Source organism: Sinomonas halotolerans (genome assembly GCF_039615075.1).
GTDB lineage: Bacteria > Actinomycetota > Actinomycetes > Actinomycetales > Micrococcaceae > Sinomonas > Sinomonas halotolerans.
In genome coordinates, this window is the sequence record NZ_JBDFRB010000002.1 from 13023 (window position 1) to 38385 (window position 25363).

The 25363-nt window shown below is 72.6% G+C and carries 27 protein-coding genes; 14 read left to right on the forward strand and 13 right to left on the reverse strand.

The features are described 5' to 3' along the window. Window positions 1-15: 15 nt before the first annotated feature. Window positions 16-891, reverse strand: coding sequence for a glutamate ABC transporter substrate-binding protein (locus ABCQ75_RS02570; RefSeq protein WP_345882955.1), 876 nt, complete (start codon window positions 889-891; stop codon window positions 16-18). 87 nt (window positions 892-978) lie between these two features. Next, on the reverse strand, window positions 979-1734 hold the full coding sequence (locus tag ABCQ75_RS02575; protein WP_345882956.1) for an amino acid ABC transporter ATP-binding protein: 756 nt from the start codon (window positions 1732-1734) through the stop codon (window positions 979-981). A 91-nt stretch (window positions 1735-1825) separates the two neighbouring features. On the opposite strand from ABCQ75_RS02575, the gene ABCQ75_RS02580 reads away from it, so the two are divergent. The 4 genes from ABCQ75_RS02580 to ABCQ75_RS02595 all read left to right on the forward strand — a co-directional run bounded on the left by ABCQ75_RS02580 (window position 1826) and on the right by ABCQ75_RS02595 (window position 4732). Further along, a complete protein-coding gene (locus ABCQ75_RS02580) occupies window positions 1826-2710 on the forward strand; it encodes an LOG family protein (protein WP_345882957.1) in 885 nt (294 codons plus the stop codon). Next, complete coding sequence (locus tag ABCQ75_RS02585; RefSeq protein ID WP_345882958.1) at window positions 2707-3090, forward strand: DivIVA domain-containing protein; 384 nt, start codon at window positions 2707-2709, stop codon at window positions 3088-3090. The genes ABCQ75_RS02580 and ABCQ75_RS02585 overlap by 4 nt, the downstream gene beginning before the upstream one ends. Next, window positions 3083-4429: a hypothetical protein gene (locus ABCQ75_RS02590; protein ID WP_345882959.1), complete on the forward strand. Its 1347-nt coding sequence runs from the start codon at window positions 3083-3085 to the stop codon at window positions 4427-4429. The genes ABCQ75_RS02585 and ABCQ75_RS02590 overlap by 8 nt, the downstream gene beginning before the upstream one ends. A gap of 135 nt (window positions 4430-4564) precedes the next feature. Then, window positions 4565-4732 (forward strand): DUF3117 domain-containing protein, encoded by a 168-nt coding sequence (locus ABCQ75_RS02595; RefSeq protein ID WP_136609553.1) that lies wholly within the window; start codon window positions 4565-4567, stop codon window positions 4730-4732. 111 nt (window positions 4733-4843) lie between these two features. Here the strand turns inward: ABCQ75_RS02595 and ABCQ75_RS02600 are convergent, their stop codons facing one another. Beyond that, on the reverse strand, window positions 4844-5476 hold the full coding sequence (locus tag ABCQ75_RS02600; RefSeq protein WP_345882960.1) for an O-methyltransferase: 633 nt from the start codon (window positions 5474-5476) through the stop codon (window positions 4844-4846). Between the two features lie 224 nt (window positions 5477-5700). Here ABCQ75_RS02600 and sigE point away from each other — a divergent pair, with 224 nt between their 5' ends. The 3 genes from sigE to ABCQ75_RS02615 are packed head-to-tail and all read left to right on the forward strand — an operon-like array spanning window position 5701 to window position 7343. Further along, window positions 5701-6306 carry an RNA polymerase sigma factor SigE gene (gene sigE, locus ABCQ75_RS02605; protein WP_345882961.1) on the forward strand — a complete coding sequence of 202 codons (606 nt, stop codon included), beginning with the start codon at window positions 5701-5703 and terminating at the stop codon, window positions 6304-6306. An 11-nt stretch (window positions 6307-6317) separates the two neighbouring features. Then, window positions 6318-6881: a hypothetical protein gene (locus tag ABCQ75_RS02610; RefSeq protein WP_345882962.1), complete on the forward strand. Its 564-nt coding sequence runs from the start codon at window positions 6318-6320 to the stop codon at window positions 6879-6881. Between the two features lie 54 nt (window positions 6882-6935). After that, a complete protein-coding gene (locus tag ABCQ75_RS02615) occupies window positions 6936-7343 on the forward strand; it encodes a twin-arginine translocase TatA/TatE family subunit (protein ID WP_345882963.1) in 408 nt (135 codons plus the stop codon). Window positions 7344-7364: 21 nt separating this feature from the next. On the opposite strand, the gene ABCQ75_RS02620 is transcribed toward ABCQ75_RS02615, so the two are convergent. The 3 genes from ABCQ75_RS02620 to ABCQ75_RS02630 are packed head-to-tail and all read right to left on the reverse strand — an operon-like array spanning window position 7365 to window position 10364. Next, window positions 7365-8483, reverse strand: coding sequence for an Mrp/NBP35 family ATP-binding protein (locus tag ABCQ75_RS02620; protein ID WP_345882964.1), 1119 nt, complete (start codon window positions 8481-8483; stop codon window positions 7365-7367). Then, complete coding sequence (locus tag ABCQ75_RS02625) at window positions 8480-9094, reverse strand: DUF1003 domain-containing protein (RefSeq protein WP_345882965.1); 615 nt, start codon at window positions 9092-9094, stop codon at window positions 8480-8482. Before ABCQ75_RS02625 ends, ABCQ75_RS02620 begins: the two co-directional genes overlap by 4 nt. Beyond that, entirely contained in the window at window positions 9087-10364 is a 1278-nt protein-coding gene (locus ABCQ75_RS02630; protein WP_345882966.1) for a magnesium transporter MgtE N-terminal domain-containing protein, read from the reverse strand. The genes ABCQ75_RS02625 and ABCQ75_RS02630 overlap by 8 nt, the downstream gene beginning before the upstream one ends. Before the next feature lie 150 nt (window positions 10365-10514). On the opposite strand from ABCQ75_RS02630, the gene ABCQ75_RS02635 reads away from it, so the two are divergent. Next, window positions 10515-11501: a YflT domain-containing protein gene (locus tag ABCQ75_RS02635; RefSeq protein ID WP_345882967.1), complete on the forward strand. Its 987-nt coding sequence runs from the start codon at window positions 10515-10517 to the stop codon at window positions 11499-11501. A 237-nt stretch (window positions 11502-11738) separates the two neighbouring features. On the opposite strand, the gene ABCQ75_RS02640 is transcribed toward ABCQ75_RS02635, so the two are convergent. After that, window positions 11739-13313 carry an aminopeptidase P family protein gene (locus ABCQ75_RS02640; RefSeq protein ID WP_345883226.1) on the reverse strand — a complete coding sequence of 525 codons (1575 nt, stop codon included), beginning with the start codon at window positions 13311-13313 and terminating at the stop codon, window positions 11739-11741. A gap of 73 nt (window positions 13314-13386) precedes the next feature. Between ABCQ75_RS02640 and ABCQ75_RS02645 the strand changes: the two genes are divergently transcribed. Next, a complete protein-coding gene (locus tag ABCQ75_RS02645) occupies window positions 13387-14235 on the forward strand; it encodes a PHP domain-containing protein (protein ID WP_345882968.1) in 849 nt (282 codons plus the stop codon). Window positions 14236-14442: 207 nt separating this feature from the next. After that, window positions 14443-14808 (forward strand): hypothetical protein, encoded by a 366-nt coding sequence (locus ABCQ75_RS02650; RefSeq protein WP_345882969.1) that lies wholly within the window; start codon window positions 14443-14445, stop codon window positions 14806-14808. Between the two features lie 36 nt (window positions 14809-14844). Here ABCQ75_RS02650 and ABCQ75_RS02655 read toward each other — a convergent pair whose 3' ends face one another. The 6 genes from ABCQ75_RS02655 to thiE form a co-directional block, all read right to left on the reverse strand. Further along, complete coding sequence (locus ABCQ75_RS02655; protein WP_345882970.1) at window positions 14845-15750, reverse strand: DNA-methyltransferase; 906 nt, start codon at window positions 15748-15750, stop codon at window positions 14845-14847. Between the two features lie 6 nt (window positions 15751-15756). Next, the gene (locus ABCQ75_RS02660; protein WP_345882971.1) at window positions 15757-17640 is read right to left on the reverse strand and encodes a DEAD/DEAH box helicase; all 1884 of its coding nucleotides are present in this window, start codon (window positions 17638-17640) and stop codon (window positions 15757-15759) included. A gap of 262 nt (window positions 17641-17902) precedes the next feature. Then, window positions 17903-18889: a type IV toxin-antitoxin system AbiEi family antitoxin domain-containing protein gene (locus tag ABCQ75_RS02665; protein ID WP_345882972.1), complete on the reverse strand. Its 987-nt coding sequence runs from the start codon at window positions 18887-18889 to the stop codon at window positions 17903-17905. A 426-nt stretch (window positions 18890-19315) separates the two neighbouring features. Then, on the reverse strand, window positions 19316-20953 hold the full coding sequence (locus ABCQ75_RS02670; RefSeq protein ID WP_427916021.1) for an RNB domain-containing ribonuclease: 1638 nt from the start codon (window positions 20951-20953) through the stop codon (window positions 19316-19318). Between the two features lie 32 nt (window positions 20954-20985). Next, window positions 20986-21828, reverse strand: a complete 843-nt coding sequence (locus ABCQ75_RS02675) for a prephenate dehydratase (RefSeq protein WP_345882973.1) — start codon at window positions 21826-21828, stop codon at window positions 20986-20988. Beyond that, a complete protein-coding gene (thiE, locus tag ABCQ75_RS02680) occupies window positions 21825-22559 on the reverse strand; it encodes a thiamine phosphate synthase (RefSeq protein WP_345882974.1) in 735 nt (244 codons plus the stop codon). Before thiE ends, ABCQ75_RS02675 begins: the two co-directional genes overlap by 4 nt. Window positions 22560-22694: 135 nt before the next feature. On the opposite strand from thiE, the gene thiO reads away from it, so the two are divergent. From thiO to ABCQ75_RS02700, 4 genes are read left to right on the forward strand one after another with little or no spacing between them, the layout of a single operon-like run. Next, window positions 22695-23873: a glycine oxidase ThiO gene (thiO, locus tag ABCQ75_RS02685; RefSeq protein ID WP_345882975.1), complete on the forward strand. Its 1179-nt coding sequence runs from the start codon at window positions 22695-22697 to the stop codon at window positions 23871-23873. Window position 23874: 1 nt separating this feature from the next. Beyond that, window positions 23875-24126 (forward strand): sulfur carrier protein ThiS, encoded by a 252-nt coding sequence (gene thiS / locus ABCQ75_RS02690; protein ID WP_345882976.1) that lies wholly within the window; start codon window positions 23875-23877, stop codon window positions 24124-24126. A 1-nt stretch (window position 24127) separates the two neighbouring features. Then, complete coding sequence (locus ABCQ75_RS02695; protein WP_345882977.1) at window positions 24128-24958, forward strand: thiazole synthase; 831 nt, start codon at window positions 24128-24130, stop codon at window positions 24956-24958. A 55-nt stretch (window positions 24959-25013) separates the two neighbouring features. Further along, window positions 25014-25355 carry a 4a-hydroxytetrahydrobiopterin dehydratase gene (locus ABCQ75_RS02700; RefSeq protein ID WP_345882978.1) on the forward strand — a complete coding sequence of 114 codons (342 nt, stop codon included), beginning with the start codon at window positions 25014-25016 and terminating at the stop codon, window positions 25353-25355. Window positions 25356-25363 lie beyond the last annotated feature (8 nt).

Below are 25363 nucleotides of genomic sequence, written 5' to 3' on the forward strand. Positions count from 1 at the left end.
TGGACGGATGCCGGATCAGTAGCGGTCGATCGCGGGGAGGGACGGCGCGGTCTTGATGACCTTGCCTGCAGTGTCCTCCCACGCCTTCTTGTACGTGCCGTCCTTCTCGAATGCCTCGAGCTGGTCGTTGATCCAGTTGCGGAACTCGGTGTCGTCCTTCTTGAGGCCGATGCCGTACGGCTCCTTCGTGAACGTCTGGTCGCTCGCGAGCTTGAACGCGTCCGGCTCCTTGTCCACGAAGCCGGCGAGGATCACGTTGTCGGTCGTGATGGCCTCGACCTGCTTGTTGCGCAGGGGCTCGAGGCAGTCCGAGTACTTGGCCGCCGGGACGAGCACGGCGCCGTACTCCTCGACGATGGTCGTCGCGGGGGTCGAGCCCGTGACCGAGCAGACCTTCTTGCCCTTGACGTCCTCGGGCTTGGTGATCGTGTCGTTGTCCTTGTTCACGAGGAGGGCCTGGCCGGCCTCGTAGTACGGGCCCGCGAACGCGACCTTCTCCTTGCGCTTGTCGTTGATCGTGTAGGTCGCGACGACGATGTCCACGCGGCCCTGCTCGATGAACGCCTCGCGGTTGGCGGAGACAGTCTCGACCCACTCGATCTTGTCGGCGCCGATGCCGAGCTTCGCCGCGAGTGCCTTGCCGATCTCGACGTCGAAGCCGACCGGCTTGCCGTCGAGGCCCTTCTGGCCGAAGAGCGGCTGGTCGAACTTGGTGCCGATCTTGATGCTGCCGGCCTTGGAGAGCTTCTCCATGGTCGTGCCGGCGGCGAAGCTGGGGTTGTCAGCCGGCTTGGGGGAGTCCCCGCCGGAGCCGCCGCAGGCGGACAGGGCGAGTGCGAGCGCCGCGGTGGCGGCGGTCAGCACAGCCTTCTTGGTTCCGAAGAGTGCCATTCGAGCATTCCTTTCTTGATGGGCCGGTCGGCCCAGATGCGAGCGGAAGTGACGAGTCGTCAGGGATGTGCCGTGGTGGGGGCGGCGTCAGTGGGTGAGGAGCTTGGACAGGAAGTCCTTGGCCCGGCTGCTCTGCGGGTTGGTGAAGAAGTCCTCAGGCGTGGCCTGCTCCACGATCTGCCCGTCCGCCATGAACACCACGCGGTCCGCGGCCTTGCGGGCGAAGCCCATCTCGTGGGTCACCACGATCATGGTCATGCCCTCCTTGGCGAGCTGGACCATGACGTCCAGGACCTCGTTGATCATCTCGGGGTCCAGTGCGGAGGTCGGCTCGTCGAAGAGCATCACCTTGGGCTTCATCGCGAGAGCGCGCGCGATGGCGACACGCTGCTGCTGGCCGCCCGAGAGCTGGGCCGGCAGCTTGGGTGCCTGCTGGGCCACGCCGACGCGCTCCAGGAGGGCCATGGCCTCCTTCTCCGCGGTTGCCTTGTCCACGCCCTTGACCTTGATGGGGCCGAGGGTGACGTTCTCGAGGATCGTCTTGTGCGCGAAGAGGTTGAAGGACTGGAACACCATGCCGACATCGGCACGCAGGTGCGCGAGCTCCTTGCCCTCCTCGGGCAGCTTCTTGCCGTCGATGTAGATGGCCCCGCCCTCGATCGTCTCGAGGCGGTTGATCGCGCGGCACAGCGTGGACTTGCCGGAGCCCGAGGGTCCGATGACGACGACGACCTCGCCTTTGCTCACCTCCATGTTGATGTCCTTGAGGACGTGGAGTGGGCCGTAATGCTTGTTCACGTCCTTGACAGAGACGAGCGCGCTCGCCGTTGCGTCGGTAGTCATAGGGAAAATGTAACGGACATAACGGCTCGGGGCCCGACGCGGGACGGGGCATGGCCCAATCGTGATTGAAGCGAGACTAGCCTTGGGGACCATGAGCACCGAATCGCACCCAGAGCGTGAGCCCGGTCCGGCACGGCCCTCCCGGGACGTCCCCACCCGTCACAAGGGGCCCCTCGAGCTGCGCCGGCGCCAGGCTCAGCAGGGCACCGCGGACCAGCACCTGCTCGACACCCACGGGGCAGGCAGGTTCGTCCACACGGATCCCTGGCGCGTGATGCGCATCCAGAGCGAGTTCGTCGAAGGCTTCGGCGCCCTCGCCGAGCTCGGCCCGGCCGTGAGCGTCTTCGGCTCGGCCCGCACGGTCCCCGGCACCCCGTACTACGAGACGGGGGTCGAGATCGGCCGGCTCCTCGCCGAGGCGGGCGTGGCCGTCATCACGGGCGGAGGCCCCGGCTCCATGGAGGCCGCGAACCGCGGGGCGGTGGAAGGGTCCGGGACCTCGGTGGGGCTCGGGATCGAGCTCCCGTTCGAGACGGGCCTCAACCCGTGGGTGGACCTGGGCATCAACTTCCGCTACTTCTTCGCGCGCAAGACCATGTTCGTCAAGTACGCGCACGGGTTCGTGGTGCTCCCCGGCGGCCTCGGGACCCTCGACGAGCTCTTCGAGGCCATGGTGCTGGTCCAGACCGGCAAGGTCACGTCCTTCCCGATCGTGCTCGTGGGCAGCGAGTTCTGGGGCCCGCTGCTGGACTGGCTCCGCAGCACCCTCGTGCGCGAGGGCATGATCTCGGCTGCGGACATGGACCTCGTCCAGGTCTCGGACGAGGCGGAGGAGACCGTGCGCCTCGCGCTCGCGGGCCTGGGCGCGGACGCGCGCCGCGGGGGGATGTTCGGCAGCGCGGACGACACCGACCTGGACGACCCCGGTCTCGACGAGGGCGGCGCGCCCGCCGGCGAGGCGGGGCAGCGCGCGTGAGCCTCTTCCTCGTGTTCATCGCCATCGCCGTGGCGGGCGGACTCGCGTGGTTCGCGGCCGGCGTCGCGCGCGGGCGCACCGAGGGCGAGCGGGTGGCGGCGGGCTTCGCGGAGCCGCCCGCCCAGCTCCCGCCGGTCCTCCTGCCCGAGCACCCGACGCCCGACGACGTGGACCGCCTGCGCTTCTCCCTCGCCTTCCGCGGCTACCGCATGGACCAGGTCGACGAGGTCCTCGCCCGCCTGCGGGACCGGATCGGCGTCCAGGCCGCCCTCATCGAGGCCCTCACGGACCAGCTCGCCGAGCACCGGGCTGCCCACGGCGGCCGCCCTGACGAGCGCGCCGCGGCGGACGAGGGCCGGACCGCCAGCTCCGATGCCTGAGCCGCGGCCGTACGCGGTGCACGCCGCACTCGCCGGGCTCGCCTCCTCCACCGCGGCACGGTTCGCGGCGCTCCCGTGGTGGGCCCAGGTCATCGCGGTCTTCGCAGCCTCGCGCGCGGTGGGCTTCTGCATCTTCGCCGCGGCCGCCTACCACCAGGGCGTCAACCCGTGGTTTGCGCCGCAGCCGGACTACTTCCGCTTCGTGGGGATCTGGGACGCCGGGTGGTACGGACGGATCATCCAGGACGGCTACCCGTCGGTTCTCCCGCGCTCGGAGTCCGGCGCGGTCCAGGAGAACGCGTGGGCGTTCTACCCGGTGTACCCCCTGCTCGTGAAGGGCCTCGCCGCTGCGTCCGGGCTCCCGTGGGAGGCGGTCGCCCAGATCGTCGCGGTCGCGTCGGGGTTCGGCGCGGCACTCATCGCGTACCGCCTGTTCCGGCGCGCGGCCGAGCACGCGACCGCGATGTGGGGCATCGCGTTCCTCGCGTTCTTCCCCGTCTCGGCGATCCTCCAGGTGCCCTACGCCGAGGCCCTCGGCCTCCTCATGCTCGCGTGGGCGCTCCTGTGGGTGGCCGAGCGCCGCTACCTCGCGGCGATGCCGGTCGTGGTGGCCATGGCGCTCACCCGCCCGATCGGCGTCCCGTTCGCGCTCGCCGTGGGGGGCCTCTTCCTCGTGCGGCTCGTCGCAAACCTGAGCCGGGACCGTGGCGGCCCGGGCGCGCTCGCGAGCGCGAGCCGCACGGCCGGCCCCCAGGCGGGCACGGCGGCGGGCGGGCCGGGCGCGCTCGGGGGGCCCGCCGTCGGCAGTGGGAAGCAGGGTACGACGGCGGGCGGGCTGGCCCGGCTCGGAGGGCTCGCCGTCGTGAGCGGTGCCGCAGCACTTGCCTGGCCGGCGATCGCCTGGGCGGGCACGGGTGAGCCGACCGCCTACACCGAGACGGAGACCGTGTGGCGCGGCGGGCCGCTCGAGCTGTTCGTGCCGTGGGCAGAGACCGGCGCGTACCTCTTCGGGCCCGGGATCGGGACGTTGGCGGCGCTCGTGCTCGTGGCGCTGCTCGCGCTCGCGTTCACGAGCGCCCGGGTGCGCGCGCTGGGGCCCGAGATGCAGCTGTGGTGCGCGGCCTACGCGTTCTACCTGCTCGCGGTCCTGCACCCGCAGACCAGCACGTTCCGGATGCTCCTGCCCCTGTTCCCGCTCGCGCTGGCCGCTGCGGCGCTCTCCCGCTCGCGCGCGTACCGGTGGGCGGTGCTCGGAGGGTTCGTGCTGCTGGAGATCGTGTGGGTGCAGTGGCTGTGGGTCTGGACGCCCCTGCCCGGTGGTGGCGACTGGCCCCCGTGACCGGTGGGATTGCCCGAGCAGGGGGCAGGCCTCACCGGTACGCCCGTGCCGATGCATGACGGCGGCAGCCTTTCTGCGCTGGTAATGTTGTGGACAGCACACAGGTGCCTGCGACCGACTGGAGGGGAAGAGATCATGGCAGCCATGAAACCGCGGACCGGTGATGGGCCGATGGAGGTCACCAAGGAGGGCCGCAGCCTCATCATGCGGGTTCCTCTCGAGGGCGGCGGGCGCCTGGTCGTCGAGCTCAACGCGGCGGAGGCCGCGGAGCTCAAGGAGTGCCTCGTCGGGGTCACCGAGTAGCCCGAGATCAGAGTCTTCGCAGAAGGGGCCGGTCCGTCCAGGACCGGCCCCTTCGCTGTCTTCACGGCCCCGCGCACCCGCGCCCGCGCCCGTGGGCGGGCGCCAGGCAAGTCAGCGCCGCACGGCCAGGAGGAGCCCGTCCCCAGAGGGCAGGATGGAGACCGCGAGCCGGTCGTCCGAGCGCAGGTCCCGGTGGAGGGAGCGCAGGGCTGCCGTGATGGGGTCCCTCTGGGCGGGGTTGGAGACGCGGTCCCTGTCCAGCGCGTCATTGACCACGAGGAGACCGCCGGGGCGCAGGAGCCTCACAGACTGCTCGGCGTATGCGGGCACGCCGGCCTTGTCCGCGTCGAGGAGCACGAGGTCATACGCCTGGTCGGTGAGGCGGGGGAGCACGTCCGCCGCCCGTCCGGAGATGGCGCGGACCCGGTTGGGTGCCACCCGGTCCTCGGCGAACGCCGTCCGCGCGGCCTTGAGGTGCTCGACATCGCGGTCGATCGTCGTCAGGACCGCGGTCTGGGCCAGCCCGCGCAGGAGGCACAGGCCGGAGACGCCGGCGCCCGTGCCCACCTCGACGGCGGTGTGCGCCTTGGACGCCGCAGCAAGCACCGTGAGCGCGGCGCCCACGCCGGTGCTGACGGGCGTGATGCCGAGGTCGAAGGACCGCTCGCGGGCCCGCGCCAGCACCTCGTCCTCCGAGGCGAAGCCTTCGGTGTAGGACCAGCTGCTGGACTTCTCGGAGCTCATGGGGCGGTGCTTTCGTCTCGGCGGGATGCCCGCAGTTGCCGGGCTGATCAAGCCTATCGCCTCGCCGACCGTACCGGCCGTCGCCCGGGCCGTACGCTCTGGGCAGAACGGACAGGCAATTCCCAGACTCGCCTGTCAGACTGGGATACCCAGCGGCCCGACGCCGTCCGGCCAGGCCGCACCGATGGAGTGAAGGCAGGTGTGTCGAGGTGTCGGCAGGACCAGTGGCAGCCACCGGGACCCCGTTCGAGGCCCCCGAGGCCCAGGCGTGGGTGCCGCCCACGTGGGAGGACGTGGTCACCCAGCATTCCGCGAAGGTCTACCGGCTCGCGTACCGCCTCACAGGCAGCCAGCACGACGCCGAGGACCTCACCCAGGAGGTCTTCGTCCGGGTCTTCCGCTCGCTCGAGAACTTCAAGCCGGGAACGCTCGACGGCTGGCTCCACCGGATCACGACCAACCTCTTCCTCGACCAGGCCCGGCGCAAGAGCCGCATCCGCTTCGACGCGCTTGCGGAGGACGCCGAGTCCCGCCTGCCCGGCAGGGATCCCGGCCCCGAGCGCAGCTACGAGATGAACAACCTGGACCTCGACGTCCAGGCCGCTCTCGAGGAGCTCCCGCCGGACTTCCGCGCCGCCGTGGTGCTCTGCGACCTCGAGGGGCTCTCCTACGACGAGGTCGCGGACGCGCTCGGGGTCAAGCTCGGCACCGTGCGCAGCCGCATCCACCGCGGAAGGACCCTGCTGCGCGAGAAGCTCGCCCACCGCGACCCCCGGCCTGCCTCGACCCGTCGGCTCGCCCTGCCGCGCGTCGCGCGCGGGCTCCGCTGAGGGGCAGCGCCGTGCGATTCGCCCGTTTCTGGGGCCATGCCCGCCGCCATCCCGGCACCCCCGGGCACGCGCTCGAATGCCCTGACTGCCGCGGCCGCCTCGAGGCCCACCGGCGCTACATCGCTGCGCTGCGCGATGCCAAGGTGCCGTGCGCACCGACGTCCCTCCAGGCCCGTCTGCTCGCCCATACGCAGCAGCTCGCCGCCCAGGCCGAGACCGGGGGGGTCCGGCCGCAGCGCAGCCGCCGCCGCGAAGCCGTCCGTGCGGGCCTCTCGGCTCTCGCCGGCGCCGCTGCAGCGTCCGCGGCGCTCGCGGTGACGGCCTACGCCGTGGCCGGCGAGGCCCCGCAGCGCAGTCCGCAGGGCCCCATGGACGCATCCCTGGTCCGCACCGCAACGGGTGCCCGCCCCGCGCCCGCCGCCAGCGGGGACCGCGATGGCGAGTCCTCGCCGTCGGAGGCCGTCACCGCCCTCCTGGGCGGCCCGGGCGTACTGGTCGGGGGCGCGCATGAGGACCCGGCGGAGCGGATCGCGCGCGGCCTGCGGGTCGTGTTCGGCGCATCGGGCCAGCCGTGACCGGAACCGGGCGCGAATCGCTGCCGTCGACAGCCAGAAGGTAGTGTTGCTCGCGTGTTCGGTATCAACGGCCCTGAGTTCATCCTGCTGCTGCTCATCGGCATCCTCGTCATCGGACCGCAGCGCCTGCCCGAATACACCCAGAAGCTGACCAACCTCGTCAAGGAGCTGCGCCGCATGGCCTCCGGGGCGCGGGACCAGCTCAAGGAGGAGACCGGGGTCGACCTCAACGAGGTGGACTGGCGCAAGTACGATCCGCGCCAGTACGACCCGCGCAAGATCATCCGGGATGCGCTCGTCGACGACGGCACCGAAGCCGCTGCGTCGGCTGCGGCAGCGGGAGTGCCCGCAGTCACGGCCGGGGTCGCTGCCACCGCCACGGTGGAGGCGCCCGCCCCGGCACGGACAGTCGAGCGGCTCGACGCTGGCGAGCGCGCGCCCTTCGACACCGAGGCCACCTGACCTCAGCCGGCGGGCGTGGCCTCAGCCGGCGGGGGAGACTCCGAGGCTCCGGCCCGCAAGGCCCCGCGGCTGGGCGGCGAGACGGTCTGCGATGCGCTTGAGCGCAACGGCCGACGGCGACTCCGGGCTTCCGAGGACGATCGGCACCCCCGCGTCGCCGCCCTCGCGCAACGCCACGTCGAGCGGCACCTGGCCGAGAAGGCCCACGTCCGTCCCGAGCGCGGCCGCGAGCCGCTCGGCCACCTGGGCGCCGCCACCGGTTCCGAACACGTCGAGCACCGTGCCGTCCGGGAGCGTGAGGCCGGACATGTTCTCGATGACACCGGCGACGCGCTGCCCCGTCTGGGCCGAGACGGTGCCCGCCCGCTCGGCCACGTCGGCCGCGGCGGCCTGGGGGGTCGTGACCACGAGCAGCTGGGCGTTCGGGAGCAGCTGCGAGACCGAGATCGCGACGTCCCCCGTTCCGGGAGGCAGGTCCAGGAAGAGCACGTCAAGGTCCCCGAAGTACACGTCCCCGAGGAACTGCTCGAGGGCTCGGTGCAGCATGGGACCGCGCCAGGCCACCGGCTGGTTGCCGTCCACGAACATCCCGATCGAGATGACCTTCACCCCGTGCGCGACGGGGGGGAGGATCATCTCGTCCACCCGCGTCGGCGCGCCCGTCACGCCCAGCAGGGCCGGGACCGAGAAGCCGTGCACGTCGGCGTCGACCACCCCGACCTGCAGGCCGCGGGCGGCGAGCTCGCACGCGAGGTTCACCGTCACCGAGGACTTGCCGACGCCGCCCTTGCCGCTGGCCACCGCGTACACCTTGGCGAGGGAATCAGGGCGGCTGAAGGGGATGCCGCGCTCGGGCCGGAGCTGCTCGCGCAGTTTCCGGCGCTGCTCCGGGGTCATGACCCCGAGCCGGACGTCCACGTCCTCTACACCGGGCACCGGCGCGAGCGCCGCGCGCACGTCGGCGTCGATCGTGCCGCGCAGGGGGCAGCCCTCGATGGTGAGCAGGACGCGCACGCTGACCCGGCCGGCGTCGAACGCCACGTCCTCGAGCATGCCGAGCTCGTCGATCGGGCGGCGCAGCTCGGGGTCGATCACAGTGTGCAGCGCGGCGCGGACCGCCGCGGGATCCGGTGCGCTCACGCCCTGCCGTCCTCGAGGGGGCGCTCGGCCGCCGCGGGAGTGACCCTGGGGATCTGCTGGGTGCGCGGGGCCCGGGCCTTCTTGTCCTTGCGGCGCTTGGCGTGCGCAGGCTCGGCAGAGTCCTCGGACTCGGAGAGCTCCTCGAGGATCGAGCGCAGTTCGGCGCGCACGAAGTCTCGGGTCGCCACCTCGCGCAGCGAGAGGCGCAGCGACGCGAGCTCGCGGGTCAGGTACTCGGTGTCGGCGAGGCTGCGCTCGTTGCGGGTGCGGTCCTGCTCGATCTGGACGCGGTCGCGGTCGTCCTGACGGTTCTGCGCCAGGAGGATGAGCGGGGCCGCGTAGGACGCCTGCAGCGAGAGCAGGAGCGTCAGGAGTGTGTAGTTGAGGGCCTTCGGGTCGAACTGGAGGTGTTCGGGCGCGAGGGTGTTCCACGAGAGCCACACGATGCAGAAGAGCGTCATGTAGAAGAGGAACTGCGGCGTGCCCATGTAGCGGGCGAACCGCTCGGCGAAGCGGCCGAACGCATCGGGGTCCGGGTTGAAGCGCGGGATGAGCCTCCCGCGCTGCTCGAGGGGAGTGTCCAGACCGGGCAGCTTGCGGGGCTCAGCCAAAACGTCCTCCGAACTTCTTCACGGGTTCGCCATCCTCGTGCACGCGCCAGTCGTCGGGCAGCAGGTGGTCGAGGAGGTCGTCAACAGTCACCGCCCCCACGAGGCGGCCGTCGGCGTTCACGACGGCGATGGCGTTCAGGTTGTACTGGGCCATGGTGCGGGCCACCTCGCTGATCGAGTCGAGGTCCCGCATCGGGTCGAGCGCCTTGTCCACGATCGTTCCGAGCTGCTCGGGGGGCGCGGCGCGCAGGAGCTGCTGGATGTGCACTGTGCCGAGGTAGCGGCCCGTGGGCGTCTCGAGGGGCGGGCGGCAGATGAAGATCGCGGAGGCAAGGGCAGGGCTCAGCTCCTCGCGCCGCACGTGGGCGAGCGCCTCGGCGACAGTGGCCTCGGGCGGGAGGATCACCGGGACCGGGGTCATGACCGAGCCGGCTGTGCCCTCGTCGTACTGCAGGAGGCGGCGGACGTCCTTCGCCTCCTCGGGTTCCATGAGCTGCAGGAGCTCCTCGGCCTTCTCGGCGGGGAGGTCGGCGAGGAGGTCTGCTGCGTCGTCGGGGTCCATCTCCTCGAGGACGTCGGCGGCGCGCTCGAGGTCGAGCGACGAGAGGATCTCGACCTGGTCGTCCTCGGGCAGCTCCTGGAGCACGTCGGCGAGGCGCTCGTCCTGGAGCTCGGAGACCACCTCGAGGCGGCGCGCGTCGCTCATCTCCTGCATCGCATCGGCGAAGTCGGCGGGCTTGAGGTCGTCGTGGGTCGCGAGGAAGTGGGCGGCACCGCGCACCTGCCCCGTGGCGTGACGGGTCTCCTCCCAGTCCACGAGCTGCGCGGGGCCCCTGCGCAGGCTGCGGAAGCCGCGCCGCTCGGGCTCGTGGCGCACGAACAGCTTGCTCACGAGCCAGTCGCCAGTGCGCTGCTGGTCCATGGCAAGGTCCTCGACTGTGACCTCGGAGCCGTCCTCGACGAGGGTGACCCGGCGGTCGAAGATGTCGCCGAGCACGAGCTGCTCGGCACCGCGCTGCTCGAAGCGACGGAGGTTGATCAGGCCGGTGGTGATGATCTGGGACTGGTCCATGCTCGTCACGCGCGTCATGGGGACGAACACGCGACGCTTGCCCGGGACCTCGACCACGATCCCGACAGCCTGGGGCGGGCGCTGGCCGCGGGGGATGACCACAACGTCGCGGAGCCGCCCCACCCGGTCGCCCGCAGGGTCGAATACGTCCAGGCCGAGAAGCCTGGCGATGAAGACGCGGGACGGGGTGGAACTCACGTCCCTAGGCTACTCCAGCGCCATGGGGCCCCGTGCCCGCCCGACACGGGCCGCCACGTGGCCGGTGCTGCTGCGCCGGGGCAGGCGGGATCCTGCTCACTGTGAGCTGAAACCCGGCCATGGCACAGGCGCGCGGGTAAGAATAGGAGTATGTCCAACATCTTCGGTTCTTCCAAGCCCCTCGACGAGGCCCGCACCCTGCCGCAGGGGGAGACGGTGGGCTCCTACACGTCCTACCTCGACGCGCAGAAGGCCGTGGACTATCTGGCCGACCAGCAGTTCCCTGTGGAACTCGTGGCGATCGTCGGCAACGAGCTCAAGCTCGTCGAGCGGGTCACGGGCCGGCTCAGCTATCCGAGGGTGGCCCTCAACGGGGCCCTGAGCGGCATGTGGTTCGGTCTCTTCGTGGGGGTGCTCCTCTCCTTCTTCACCCCGACGGGCAGCTATTTCTCGATCATCACGAGCGTGCTCATGGGTGCGGCCTTCTTCATGCTCTTCGGGATCGTGACCTACGCGATGCAGCGGGGCAAGCGTGACTTCACCTCCACGAGCCAGGTGGTGGCCAGCAGCTACGACGTGGTGGTGGGCCACGAGGTGGCCCATGACGCACGGCGCCTCCTGAGCCAGCTGCCGATCGGGCAGGGCCGCGCTGGTTGGGGGGCTGGGCCCGCCCAAGGGGGATACGGCCAAGGGGGATACGGCCAAGGGGGATACGGGCAGGACGGCTATGGGCCCGGCGGGTACGGCCAGGGCCAAGGCGGCCAGGGCCCGAGCGGCTACGGCCAGGGCAGCCCGGGCCAGGGCGGCCACGGCCAGAGCGGGTACGGCCAGCCGTGGCCCCAGGAGCCCGAGCCGAAGCGTCCGTCCGGATGGACTGACCCCTACGGCGTCAATGCGGGAGGCCAGACCCCGCCCGCTGCGCAGCCGCAGCAGCCAGGGCAGCAGCCTCCGGTCCAGGAGGCTCCTGCCACGCACACGACCCGCTACCCGGACCTTCCGGACGGCCGGCCGCAGTACGGCGTCCGGGTCGACCCCGAGCAGACGCCGGGCCAGAGCAGTCCGGCGCAGCCCGAGGCCGGCGGTGAGCCGCGCGGAGACAGCGCGGACGATGCCGCTGAGGACGGCCGGGACCGCTAGGCGCAGCGGGCGACGCACGCACGACGCCGGGCGGCCGGCCCGCGGGGCCAGCCGCCCGGCGTCGTGCTTGCCTGGGCGGAACCCGGGCGCTCATGTGTACCCGGAATGCGGGAGGGGCCGACGATCTGTACCCGGAATGCGGGAGGGGCCGACGATCTGTACCCGGAATGCGGGAGGGGCCCACGATCTGTACCCGGAATGGGGGGAGGGGCCGACGATCTGTACCCGGAACGCGGGTCAGCGGAGGGAGGCCATCCAGGCTTCGACGTCCTCGGGCGTGCGGGGGAGCGCCGCGCTGAGGTTGACCGCTCCGTCTTCGGTCATGAGGACGTCGTCCTCGATGCGCACGCCGATCCCGCGGTACTCCTCCGGGATCGCGAGGTCCTCCGCCTTGAAGTACAGCCCGGGCTCGATCGTGAAGACCATGCCCGGGGTGAGCTCGCCGTCGAGGTAGAGGTCGCGGCGTGCCTGGGCGCAGTCGTGGACGTCGAGGCCGAGGTGGTGGCTCGTGCCGTGCGGCATCCAGCGTCGGTGCTGCTGGCCCTCGTCGGAGAGCGCCTCGGCGGCGGAGACGGGCAGGATGCCCCACTCCTCGAGGCGCGCGGCGAGGACCTCCATGGCCGCGGCGTGGACCGCGCGGAACTTCAGCCCGGGGCGGGCGGCGGCGAACGCGGCGTCGGCGGCGTCGAGGACAGCCTGGTAGATGCGCCGCTGGACGTCCGTGAACGTCCCGTCCACGGGGAGCGTGCGGGTGATGTCCGCGGTGTAGAGGGACTCGGCCTCGACCCCCGCATCCACGAGCACGAGCTCGCCCGGCCGCACTGCGCCGTTGTTGCGGATCCAGTGCAGCACCGTCGCGTTGTTCCCCGAGGCGGCGATGGTGTCATACCCGAGGTCGTTGCCCTCCTCGCGCGCCTTGGCGAAGAAGGCCGTCTCGATCACGCGCTCGCCGCGGCGGTGCGCCACCGCGCGGGGGAGCACCCGGACGATCTCCTCGAACCCTGCGGCGGTCGCGGCCACGGCCTCGCGCAGCTGCGCCACCTCCCACTCGTCCTTGACGAGGCGCAGCTCCGAGAGCGCCTCGGCGAGCTCGTCGTCGAGCGCGTCGAAGACGCTGAGGTCGAGGGACTCGGGGTCCTGGGCCGTGTTGTAGCGGGCCGTGTCCACGAGCGCGTCGAGGTTCTCGTCCACCTTGCGCACGAGCCGCACCGAGAGCCCGCCGATCTCGCGGGCGCCGACGCCCTTCGTCACGGCGACCTCGAGGCCGTCGAGGTGGGCGGTCGGGACGCCGACGAGCGCTTCGAGCGCCGCGAGCGTGGGACGCGCGCCCACCCAGAACTCGCCAGAGCGGGCATCCGAGTAGAACTCGGCCGTGTCCCGGCCGGCGAGCGGGCGGAAGTAGAGGGTCGAGGCGTGGTTCCCGCCGCCGTCGCCCGTGCCTGCCGTCACCGGCTCGAGGACGAGCACGGCGTCCGGCTCGTGGTCGAGGCCGAGGCCGGTGAGGTGCGCGAAGGCGGAGTGGGGGCGGAAGCGGTAGTCCGTGTCGTTGGAGCGCACCTTGAGCGGGCCCGCAGGGACCACGAGGCGCTCGCCGGGGAAGCGCTCGGAGATCGCACGACGCCGGCGCTCGGCGTGTGCAGCGACCTCTGCCCGTGCGGGGAGCGCCCCGTCCGCCGGGGCCCAGTGGGAGGCCATGAACGCCTTGAAGGCATCCGACGACGGCCGCTGCGACCGGTTGTTGACCCGGTCCTCGATCGCCTGCGCCGGCACGTCCTGGGGTTCGCTCGTGGTCACGCCGGGATCGCCGGCCATGGGATCTGAAACAGTCACTGTGCCATTCTTCCATCGGGCCCCCGCTTGTCCACCCCGGCGCTATGGTGGGGGCGTGAGGATCGATCTGCATGCCCACTCGCGCGTCTCCGACGGCACCGAGACCCCCGCCGAGCTCGTCGCGGCGGCCGCGCGCGCGGGCCTCGACGTCCTCGCCATCACGGACCACGACTCCACCGACGGGTGGGACGAGGCCTCGGCCGCCGCCGTGGCGCACGGTGTGGCGCTCGTCCCCGGCATGGAAGTCTCGTGCCGCACCCCCGAGGGCATCAGCGTGCACGTGCTCTCCTACCTCCACGACCCGGGGCATCCCGGCCTGCTCGAGGAGATCACGAAGGCGAAGGACGCGAGGCTCTCCCGTGCCGAGCACATGGTCTCCCTGCTCGCGGAGGACTACCCGCTCTCGTGGGACGACGTGACGCAGCACGTGGCCCCCGGCGCCACCGTCGGGCGCCCGCACATCGCCGACGCCCTCGTTGCCGCCGGCCTGGTCGGGGACCGCACCGAGGCGTTCGCCACGATCCTCTCGTCACGCTCGCGCTATTTCGTCCAGCACTACGCCCCCGAGCCCGCGCTAGCCGTCGCGCTCGTCCGCGAGGCCGGCGGCGTGCCGGTGTTCGCCCACCCTGTAGCGTCCGCGCGGGGCCGGACCGTGGGGGAGGCGGTCTACCTCGAGATGATCGAGGCGGGCCTGGCCGGCCTCGAGGTCCACCACCGCGACAATCCCGAGGAGCGGCGCCCGTTCCTGCTCGCCCTCGCCCGCGAGCACGGTCTGCTCGTGACCGGCTCGTCCGACTACCACGGGGCGGGCAAGCCCAACCGCCTCGGCGAGAACCTCACTTCGCCCGACGCGTTCGCCGAGGTCGAGCGCCAAGGGCGGGGGACCGCCGTCGTGCGCCCCTGACCGGGCCAGACGTCCACCCTCCGGCTCGGGGCCCCCGGCTCAGCGTCAACCCGCGCGCCCCCGGCTCAGCGCCGCCGCCGCGCGCCCCCGGCCGACTTCTGAGCGAGGCCTTCCGGCCGCAGCGGGACCGCCCTACGCTTGCCAGTGCTGGGGGACGGCCGGTGGCCGCAGCATCAGTGGTCTCGCATGACCCGAGATGGAGTCCGCATGTTCCGCAAGACCCTCGCGACCCTCGGCGTCGCAGCCGCGCTGACCTTCATCGCCGCGCCCGCCCAGGCCCTCCACTGCGTCAATGAGAGCCGGCCCGCGTACACCGGAACCGACTACCAGTTCGTTCCCGGCCCCAACTTCCACGTGCACATCGAGGGCAACTGGGCCTTCATCCAGGAGTACGGGGTGTGGGTCTTCGTGCCTCCCGGCACCGTCCCGCTGACTCCCGGCGCCCACGGCAACTTCCAGAACGGCGGCGCGGATGCGCTGCTGGAGAACTCGGCGGTGTGCGACCCGAGTGGCGTGGCGTTCTCCAAGCGCCAGACGGACAACGGCATCCAGTGGTGCCAGTCCGCACCGTAGCCCTAAGCCCTAAGCCCTAAGCCCTAAGCCCTGGCCCTAGCCGAGGCTGAGCACCCGCGCGGACGGGAGCCTGCGGGCCATGACCTCGATCGCCTGGGGGTTCTCGTCGACGCACACGAACCGCCGGTCCAGCGCCGCCGCGGCGGCTCCCAGCGTGCCGGAGCCGGCGAAGAAGTCAAGGACCCAGTCGCCCGGCCGGCTCGAGGCGGTGACCATGCGCCGCAGGAGGCCCTCCGGCTTCTGGGTCGGGTAGCCGGTCTTCTCACGCCCGGTGGGGGAGACGATCGTGTGCCACCAGACGTCGGTGGGCAGCTTGCCCAGCGCGCGCTTCTCGGGGGTGACCAGGCCCGGCGCCATGTACGGCTCCCGGTCCACCTGTTCCGAGTCGAAGTGGTAGCGCTGGGGGTCCTTGACGTACACGAGCACGTTGTCGTGCTTCGTGGGCCACCGGCGCTTGGTGCGCGCGCCGTAGTCATAGGCCCAGATGATCTCGTTGAGGAAGCAGTCCCGGCCGAAGACCGCGTCCAGCATGACCTTCGCATAGTGCACCTCGCGGTAGTCCAGGTGCAGGTACAGGGTGCCGTCCTCGGCGAGGACCCTCCACGCCTCGACGAGCCGCGGCTCGAGGAACGCCCAGTAGTCGCTGAACGCGTCGTCGTACCGGTGCAGGGCGCCCTTGATGGTCTCGTACCGCTGGCCCGAGAAGCCCACCCTGTCACCGGAGGCGGCGCGCACCACTGTGGTCTCGTGGCGCTTCTGGGCGCGCCCGGTGTTGAACGGCGGGTCGATGTACACCATGGTGAACGCCCCGTCCGGGAGCGCCGCCAGCACGCGGGCGTTGTCCGCCTCCACCACGAGGTCGGGGCCGTCAGGGGCCCAGAGGCCGCCGGCGGGGAGCGGTGGCGTGCCGCCCGCGCCGCCGGCGCCGGGGATTGCTGTCAATGCGGCCTACTCGGCCTCTCCGCGCGCCACGACCTCGCCGTCGACCCGGCGCGTGCGCGACCGGCGACGGCGCGCTGCCGCGACCCCGCGGTCGGGCCGCGTGCCGTCCTCGCCGGGCGTCAGCTGGACGGCTGAGGCAGCCGAGGCGCGAACCGGCGCCTGCTCCTGCTGCGCCTCGCCTCCGCCGGCCCCTCCGCGGCGGCGACGGCGGCGCCCCTCGCCCGTCGGCTCGGAATGAGCCGGGCGGTCGGCGCGGCCGTGGCCGTGGCCCGACTTGCCGGCACCGTCGGCCGGTGCGGTCTCGGCACCCTCGGCGGCGGGAGCAACGGCGTCGGCCGCGCCCTTGGAGCGACGCCGCCGGCCCTCCCGGTGCTGCTTCTCTCCGCCGGTCGGGCCGTCCTCGGCTCGCTGCCCGTCCTCAGTGCGCTGGCCGCCGGCGGTGCCCTCCTTCGCGGACGCGCCCCTGCCGCGCGGCTTCTCGTCGCGGCGGCCGCGCCCGCCCTTCTTCCGCCCGGGCTCGCCGAGGTCCTCGAGCACCTCCGCGTCGACGCCCTCGAGGACGCGCTTGTGGCGCGGGAGGCGGCCCTTCGTCCCCGCAGGGATGGTGAGGTCCGTGTACAGGTGCGGCGAGGACGAGTACGTCTCGACCGGCTCGGGGACATCGAGGCCGAGGGCCTTGTTGATGAGGCCCCAGCGTGGCACGTCCTCCCAGTCGACGAACGTCACGGCCGTGCCCTTGTTGCCGGCCCGGCCCGTGCGGCCCACACGGTGCAGGTACGTCTTCTCGTCCTCGGGGCACTGGAAGTTGATCACGTGCGTGACGTCCTCGACGTCGATGCCGCGGGCGGCGACGTCGGTGGCGACGAGGACGTCCACCTTGCCGTTGCGGAACGCGCGCAGGGCCTGCTCGCGGGCGCCCTGGCCCAGGTCGCCGTGCAGGGCCGCGGCGGCGAAGCCGCGGTCCACGAGCTCCTCGGACAGCTTCGCGGCCGTGCGCTTGGTCTTGGTGAAGATGATCGTCCGGCCGCGGCCCTCCGCCTGGAGGATGCGCGCCACCACCTCGTCCTTGTCCAGCTGGTGAGCCCGGTAGATGACCTGGCGGATGTCCTTCTTCGTGATCGAGTCGTCGTTCGGGTCCGAGGCGCGGATGTGGGTCGGCTGGCTCATGTAGCGGCGGGCCATGGCCACGACCGGGCCGGGCATCGTCGCGGAGAACAGGAGCGTCTGGCGGATCGCCGGGACCGCGCCCATGAGGGTCTCGACGTCCGGGAGGAAGCCGAGGTCCAGCATCTCGTCGGCCTCATCGAGGACGATCATGCGGACGTTCTTGAGGTTCAGGTGGCGCTGGCGGTGCAGGTCGATGAGGCGGCCGGGGGTTCCGACGACGACGTCGACGCCGCGCTGGAGGGCCTCGATCTGCGGCTCGTAGGCGCGGCCGCCGTAGATGACCTCGACGCGCAGCGACGTGCGCTTGCTCGCCGTCTGGAGGTCCTTGCCCACCTGGACGGCGAGCTCGCGGGTGGGGACCACGATGAGCGCCTGGGGCGCGCCGGGGACCGGGAGCTTGGCGTAGTCCGGGTGGTCTGAGGGGAGCGTGCGCTGGAGCGCCGGGATGCCGAAGCCGAGGGTCTTGCCCGTGCCGGTCTTGGCCTGGCCGATGATGTCATGGCCGCCGAGGGCCACGCCGAGCGTCATCGACTGGATGGGGAAGGGGTGCAGGATCCCGGCATCCGCGAGGGACTGCGCGATCTCCGGGGCCACCCCGTAGTCGGAGAACGTCTGCTGGCTCTCCTGGCGCACCGGGGCGTCGTTGGTGATGGTCTCTTCGGTCTCGAGGACCTCCGTGCCCGAATCGTCGGTCAGGAGCTCGTGGGTGTGGACTTCGTTCAAGGGGTAGGTTCCCTCCGTCTGGGCCCGAGCGGGTTCGTGCTCGACGGACGCGGACCGCCTTGCGGCGTGTCAGAGCATCCGGAGCAGAGGCGCGCGCCGGCCGTTCAGCGGAAGCCGATCGCGGGCTTGTCGAGCGCCGGTGAAACGCACCGGCAGGGAAAAAAGCTGATCGCGGCTGTACGACCGGGCATCCAGTAACCCTTCAAGGGTACCGTGCGGGCGGCCGTTCTCCCGCATCGGCGCACCGGCCGGGGGGAACCCGTCACGCCGCGCGCATCCGGCGGGCCCGTTCGAAGGCGTGGGCGAGCATGGCCTCTACCTTCCTCGGCTGGTCGAGGTCGGACCAGGTGATACGGACGATGGTCCAACCGGCGTTGGCCAGTGCCTTCTCGCGTTCCCGCTCCGCACGGATCACCTCGGCCGTCTGCGCCGGGCCGACGTACTTGACGAGTCCGTCCACCTCAAGTGCAACCATCAGGTCGGGCCATGCGTTGTCCAGCCGGAACCTCCGGCCTGCAACGGTCACCCAGAACTGCTGCACGGGGAGGCCCGCGGACAGCGTCAGTGCGAGGAGGAGCAGACGCGCCCTGGTCTCGGCCGGTGACTCGGATCCTGAGCTCGCGGACGCCGCGATGGACCTGGCGCGGCCGATGCCCCGCCTGCCAGCGGCCCGTTCGAGTGCGGCGTTGAGCTCATCGCGCCCCAGCCCCCGGGCGAGCGCCGATTCGCAGACGATCATGGCCGACTCGAAGCCGAGGATGCGCAGGCAGTCGACGACGGCATCGGCCACCGGGATGACGGGCATGCCAGTGACCGATTCCACGTCGAGGGGAGCCCGCTGGGCCTTCACGACGTCGGCCGCATGGTCCCCGGAGGATGACGCGAAGGCCTGGACGACATGGAGACGCCTCTCGGGAGTCCACAGTGCGAGTCCGTGCAGCAGTGCCGCGCTCACCGAGGCGTAGGCGAAGTTCCAGCCCCCGAGAGCCGAGTAGCTCCGCCAGGCGTGTCCTCTCAGGTTCAGGAGCCGCGCTGCCGTGTCCTGCTCGTGCACCTGCTCGCGCGGTGCTGCCTCCTGACGGGTGGCGAAGCACCCCCGCCGCAGCCTCACGAGCGCGCCGGAGGACACCAGATCCGCCGCAGCGCGCTCGCCGATGCCCAGGAGCTGGAGTTCGCGGGACGTGCAGAGTCCGCGGGCGAACTCGGGCCGGGGACCGAGTTGGGCCAGGTCGGGGAGGTGAGCTTCCATGCCTGCAGTCTGAATGCCGCAACGGATGTGCGGCGGATGAATGCTGCCCATGTGGACGACTCGCCCAGGATGCGGCTGTGGAGGACAAGCGGACTGGGATGCGCGGGCGGGGGACCGGCGGGGATGCAGAGGACCGGCGGGAAGGCGGGGGACCGGCGGGGATGCAGAGGACCGGCGGGAAGGCGGGGGACCGGCGGGGATGCAGAGGACCGGCAGGAAGGCTGGGGACCGGCGGGGATGCGGGAAAGCGGCGGGGTTCTGCCGGACGCGGGGGGTCGCTGCATCCGAGGGGGTTCTGCCCGGCGGGGATGCGGGGAACCGGCGGGGATGCGGGGAACCGGCGGGGATGCGGGGGACCGGCGGGGATGCAGAGGACCGGCGGGGATGCGGGGAACCGGCGGAGATGCGGCGGACCGGTGGGCGGGCTCAGGCGAGTTCGAACCGGACGGAACGCGACATCACATCCGCCGCGACGAGCCGCACGCGCACGGTTGTCCCGGACTCCATCTCGCCGTCGCACCGCGCCGTCACCGGGGGATCGGCGAGCTGCACGGTGCCGAAGGGCGGACGCTCGCCGCGCGCTGGCGCCCCTTCGCGCGCGCCCGACCCCTGTCCCTCGTCAGCGTCACCCGCCGACGGGTGGTCCCCGTCCGCGGCCGGCCGGGCTCCGCCGTCTTGCGTGCGCCCCCCGTTCTGGGAGCTCGCGATCCGGTCCAGCGGGGAGGGCCGGCGCTCGCCGCCGTTCCCCTCCCCGGCGGCGGGCCGGGAGCCTGAGATCACGACCGCGTCGAACTCGTGGCCCACCCGGTGGGCCAGGAGGGCTGCCTCGACGAGGTCGAGGGACGCGCGCTCCACGCGCCCGGCGAGCTGGTCCGAGGACGCCATGAGGGCCGGGAGGGCGGGCAGCGCCTCGCGCGCCCAGCCCGGGACCTCATGGCGGTTGGCCAGCGCGTGGCAGATGACGAGGACGAACCGGTCCACGAGGCGGCGCAGCGGCGCGGTGGTGTGCGCGTATGGGGCACCCAGGGCAGCCTGCAGCGTCTCCTGCGGCAGCTCGCCGTCGAACGGCGTGTAGCCGGCACCGCGGAAGAGCGCGGCCGCGGCGTGGAGGATCGCGAGCTGGCGCGGCTGCGAGGCGTCGAGGGTGCGCAGGTACTCGCCGTAGGGGATCTCGCCGTCCCACGGCCGGCCGAGCGCGTGGGTCTGCCGCCGGAAGTGGCGCAGGGAGCGCTCGTCCGGGGCGGGCATGGTGCGCAGGATCCCGAGCCGGCCCTCGAGCATGATCTGGGCGGCCGCCATCCCGGTCATGAGCGAGATCTGGGCGTTCCACTCCTCGACGGGCAGGGGCGGGGCGGCCTCGATGCGGTAGCCGCCGCCGTCCGCCGTGACGATCTCCTGGTCGGGCAGGTTCAGGCTCGCCCCGCCGCGCTCCCGCTCGAGCGCGATCCGCAGGCGCCCCACCTCCGCCAGGAGCAGGAGGGGCTCGACGGCGGTGCCCGCCTCGATCTGCTCCTGCGCCTGGGCGTAGGCCATCTTCGCGCGGCTGCGCACCGTGGCCCGCACGAGGCCGACGGCGGCCACCTCGCCCGCCGCGTCGAGGCGGAAGTCCCACACGAACGCGCCCCGCACCTGGTCCTCGAGCAGGCTGCCCGCCGAGTCGCTGATCTGCTCGGGGTGCAGGGGGACCTTGCCGTCCACCGTGTACAGGGTCTGCCCCCGGCGCCGCGTCTCGGCGTCGAGGGGCCCGCCCGGGGCGACGAACGCCGGCACGTCCGCGATCGCGTACCGCACCCGGTAGCCTTCGCCGTCGCGGGCGATATGCAGGGCCTGGTCGAGGTCCGTGGACGTGGGCGGGTCGATCGTGACGAAGCCGATCCCGGTGAGGTCCTCCGCGGGGAGGGTGAGCGCCGCGATCGCCCGTTCGGCGTCCTCCACTGCATCCTGCGGGTAGCCGTTCCCGAGCCCGAATTCCTCGCGCAGCGCTGTGAAGGCCCTCTCGAGGACTTCCCGCCGCTCGGCGGGGGCGGTGGGGGAGATCTTCGGCGTCAGGTGAGAGTGGGCCACGAGCGCCAGCCTAGCCCTCCTGCGCAGGAGCGCTAGGGCTGTGCCCCGAAGCGTCGGGGGTGCGCGGGGAACACCCCGAGGATGCGCAGCTCCTCCGAGAAGAAGGCGAGCTCCTCGAGGGCCCGCGCGAGCGGCGGCTCGTCCGGGTGCCCTTCCACGTCCACCATGAACATGGTCGCGGCGAAGCGCCCGCCCACCATGTAGCTCTCGAGCCGGGTCATGTTCACGCCGTTCGTCGCGAACCCGCCGAGCGCCTTGTAGAGCGCGGCGGGGAGGTTGCGGACGCGGAACACGAAGCTCGTCACGAACTGCTCCGAGCCGGCCTCCGGGAACGGCCGCGGCGGGGCCAGCACCACGAAGCGGGTGGTGTTGTGCTTCTCGTCCTCGATGTCCTCGGCCAGGACCGTGAGGCCGTAGCGCTCGGCGGCGAGCGGCGGCGCGATCGAGACCCGTGCCGGGTCGCCCGCCTCGGCCACCTCCCGGGCCGAGCCTGCCGTGTCCCCGGCGACGACGGGCCTGAGGCCGTGGGCGCGGATGAACCCGCGGCACTGCGCGAGGGCGTGGACATGGCTGTGGACCTCGCGCGCGCCCTCGAGGGTCGAGCCGGGGACCCCCATGAGGCTGAAGCGGATGCGCAGGAAGTGCTCGGCGATGATCTGCAGGCTCGTGTCCGGGAGGAGCACGTGGATGTCCGCGACCCGGCCTGCCACGGAGTTGTCGATCGGGATCATCGCGAGCTCGGCCGCGCCCGAGCCGACGGCACCGAACGCGTCCTCGAAGGTCGCGCAGGCCAGCGTGCGCGCCCCGGGGAAGGCCTCGAGCGCGGCCATGTGCGAGTTGGCGCCTGGCTCGCCCTGGTAGGCGACCGTCGTCATGCGCGCGCCGTCTGCGGCAGCGTGGGCAGGGCCGGCAGCTGGGAACGGAGCCGCGCGGCGGCGTCGGCGGGGTCGCTCGCGTCGGTGATCGCGCGCACGACGACGACGCGGCTCGCCCCCGCGTCCACGACCTGCCCCACGTTGCCGTGGTCGATCCCGCCGATCGCGAACCAGGGCAGGGGTGCCTGCCCGGGCGACTGCGCGGCGTCGAGCGACTCCCGGGTACGGCGCGCCGCATGCTCGACGAGTCCCAGGCCAACGGCGGCGCGGCCCGGCTTGGTCGGGGTGGCCCAGAGCGGGCCCGTGCAGAAGTAGTCCAGTCGCGGGGCGCCGGGGCCGGCGGCCTCAGGGCGGCTCCCGGGCGCGCCCGCCGCCAGAGCGGCGTCGACCTGCTCGGGGGAGTGCGTCGAGATCCCCACGGCCACGGCGGGGTCCACGATCCGGCGCAGCGCCGCGAGCGGAAGGTCCTTCTGGCCCACGTGGAAGACGGGCGCGCCGGAGAGCACTGCGATATCCGCGCGGTCGTTGACGGACCACAGCTTCCCGTGCCGCTCGGCCACGGCGCGGAGCACCGCGAGCAGCTCGAGCTCCTCGGCCGCCTCGATCCCCTTGTCCCGCAGCTGGATGATGTCAACGCCCCCCGAGAACGCGGCGTCGAGGAACTCCTCGAAGTCCCCGCGGTCCTTGCGGGCGTCGGTGCACACGTAGAGCTGGGCGTCGCGCAGAAGCATGGACCTAGAATAGTGCGCAGTACTGCGGGAGCCCGCGAGTGTGACCGGCCGTTGCCGGGCGCGCGGCGGCGGGCTGAGAGGGCAAGCGCCGACCGCCACACCTGATCCGGGTCATGCCGGCGGAGGGAAGGAACCATGGACAGCACCGACGTGATCGTGGTCGGCGGCGGGGTGATCGGACTGGCTATCGCGTGGGAGGCCACGCGCACGGGCCGCCGCGTCGTCGTCGTGGATCCGGCACCGGGGAGCGGGGCGAGCCACGCGGCCGCGGGCATGCTCGCCGCGGTGAGCGAGTACCACTACCAGGAGGAGGGGCTGCTCGGGCTCATGCTCGAGTCCGCCCGTGCCTGGCCGGAGTTCGCCGACGGCGTGGGGGCGGGATGCGGCTACCTCGGGACCCCCACCCTGTGCCTCGCGTTCGATCCCGCGGACCGGCAGGCCCTTGCGGACCTCCGCGCGGTCCAAGAGGCCCACGGACTGGACGTACGGCCACTGTCCCTCCGCGAGGCCCGCACCCGTGAGCCCCTCATCGCCCCGTCCCTCGCCGGCGCCTTCGAGATCCCCGCGGACCACCAGGTGGACCCGCGCCGGCTCACCGCCTCCCTCGTGGACGCGCTCACTGCCGAGCACGGGCCGGGCGCGGTCCTGCGCTCGCGGGCCGAGTCGCTCGTCGCCGACGGCCCCGGGACCGGGATCGCGGGCGTGCGGCTCGAGGACGGGCGCGTCCTGCGGGCGCCCGAGACGGTCGTAGCCAACGGCCTCGGGGCCCGCGGCCTCGGCGGCCTGCCCGTGGAGCTCCCGCTGCGCCCAGTCCACGGGGACATCCTGCGCCTGCGCGTCCCCGAGCGCCTCCGCCCGCTCCTCGACTCGACCGTGCGCGGGCTCGTGCGCGGACGCCCCGTGTACATCGTCCCCCGCGAGGACGGCACCGCGGTCATCGGGGCGACCCAGCGCGAGGACGGCGCCGAGGGAGTCCTCGCCGGCGGAGTGTACGAGCTGCTCCGGGACGCCCAGGCGCTCGTGCCCGCCGTCGCGGAGCTCGAGCTCCTCGAGGCGACGGCCCGCGCCCGCCCAGGCACCCCGGACAACGCGCCGCTCCTTGGCCGCGTGAGGGCGCACGACGGCGGGGGACACGTTCCCGGGCTCATCGTCGCCACGGGCTTCTTCCGCCACGGGGTCCTGCTCGCGCCCGCCGCGGCGCGGGTGGTCCTCGGGCTCCTCGACGGGCACGCCGACCCCCGGTGGGAGGCATTCCTGCCCGACCGATTCGCACCTGCAGGACGCGCGGCCGCCGCCGCACACGGAGGGACGTGAGATGGAGACGACCACTACAGGGATCACGGTCAACGGGCAGGCCCGCGGAGTCCCCGAGCCGGCGACCGTGCTCGCCCTCGTCGCCGAGACGACGGGCCGCAGTCTCGCACCCGACGGGCGGCCGGCCGACGGCGGCAGGCTCGGCGTCGCCGTCGCCCTCAATTCCGCGGTGGTGCCCAGAGGGCTCTGGGGCGCCACCGCGCTCGCGGCGGGAGACGCCGTCGAACTCGTCACCGCAATGCAGGGAGGCTGACATGACCCAGTCCGACACCGGACCCCACGCCGGCACGGCAGCCGAGACGCTCCCGGCAGCAGCCGACGCGCTCGTGATCGACGGGGTCGCGCTCGGCTCGCGGCTCATCATGGGCACCGGCGGCGCGCCGAGCCTCGAGGGCCTCGGCGCCGCGCTCGAGGCCTCCGGCACCGAGCTCACCACGGTCGCGATGCGCCGGTACTCGCCCGCCGAGCAGGGCTCGCTCTTCCAGCTCCTGGACGGGCTGGGCATCCGCGTCCTGCCCAACACCGCCGGATGCTTCACGGCGCGGGATGCGGTCCTGACCGCCGAGCTCGCGCGCGAGGCGCTCGAGACGGACTGGGTCAAGCTCGAGGTCATCGCGGACGAGACGACGCTCCTGCCGGACGCGATCGAGCTCGCCGACGCGACGGAGCAGCTCGTGGCGCGCGGCTTCAAGGTCTTCGCCTACACGAACGACGACCCGGTGCTCGCGCGGCGGCTCGAGCAGCTCGGCGCGGTCGCCGTCATGCCCCTCGGCGCCCCCATCGGCACCGGACTGGGCATCCTCAACCCGCACAACATCGAGCTCATCGTGGCGCGGGCATCCGTCCCCGTGGTCCTGGACGCCGGCATCGGGACGGCCTCGGACGCGGCACTCGCCATGGAGCTCGGCTGCGATGCGGTGCTTCTGGCCACCGCTGTGACCCGTGCCCAGGACCCGGCGCGGATGGCGGCCGCGTTCCGTCACGCGGTCGTCGCCGGACGCCTCGCCGCCCGGGCCGGGCGCATCCCGCGCCGCGAGCACGCGCTCGCCTCGAGCCCCATGGAGGGCAGGGCAGAATTCCTGTGAGCCCTGTGCTGCCCGGCCGGTGACGGGGACACAGGCCAGCGCTACCCTCGGAAGCATGGACGTCCTCAGCGACGAGCAGCTCGAAGGCGAGCTCGCACGGCTCCCCGGGTGGAGGGCCACCCCTGAGGGACTGGCCGCCGTGTACCGGCTGCCGAGCGCGGCAGCGGCCCTGCGCTTCATCGCGGCCGTGGGGGAGGTGGCCGAGGAGCTCGGCCACCATCCTGACCTCGACTGGCGGTACAACCGCGTGGTGCTCCGCTTCGCCACCCACGACGCGGGAGGGAAGATCACGACGCTCGACGCCGCCGCCGCGCACCGCTGCCTCGTGCACGCCGAGACGCTCGATGCCACGGCGCAGCCGGAGCGCCTTCCCGGCGCGGGCGGGGCCGGCGGCTGAGCCAGGGG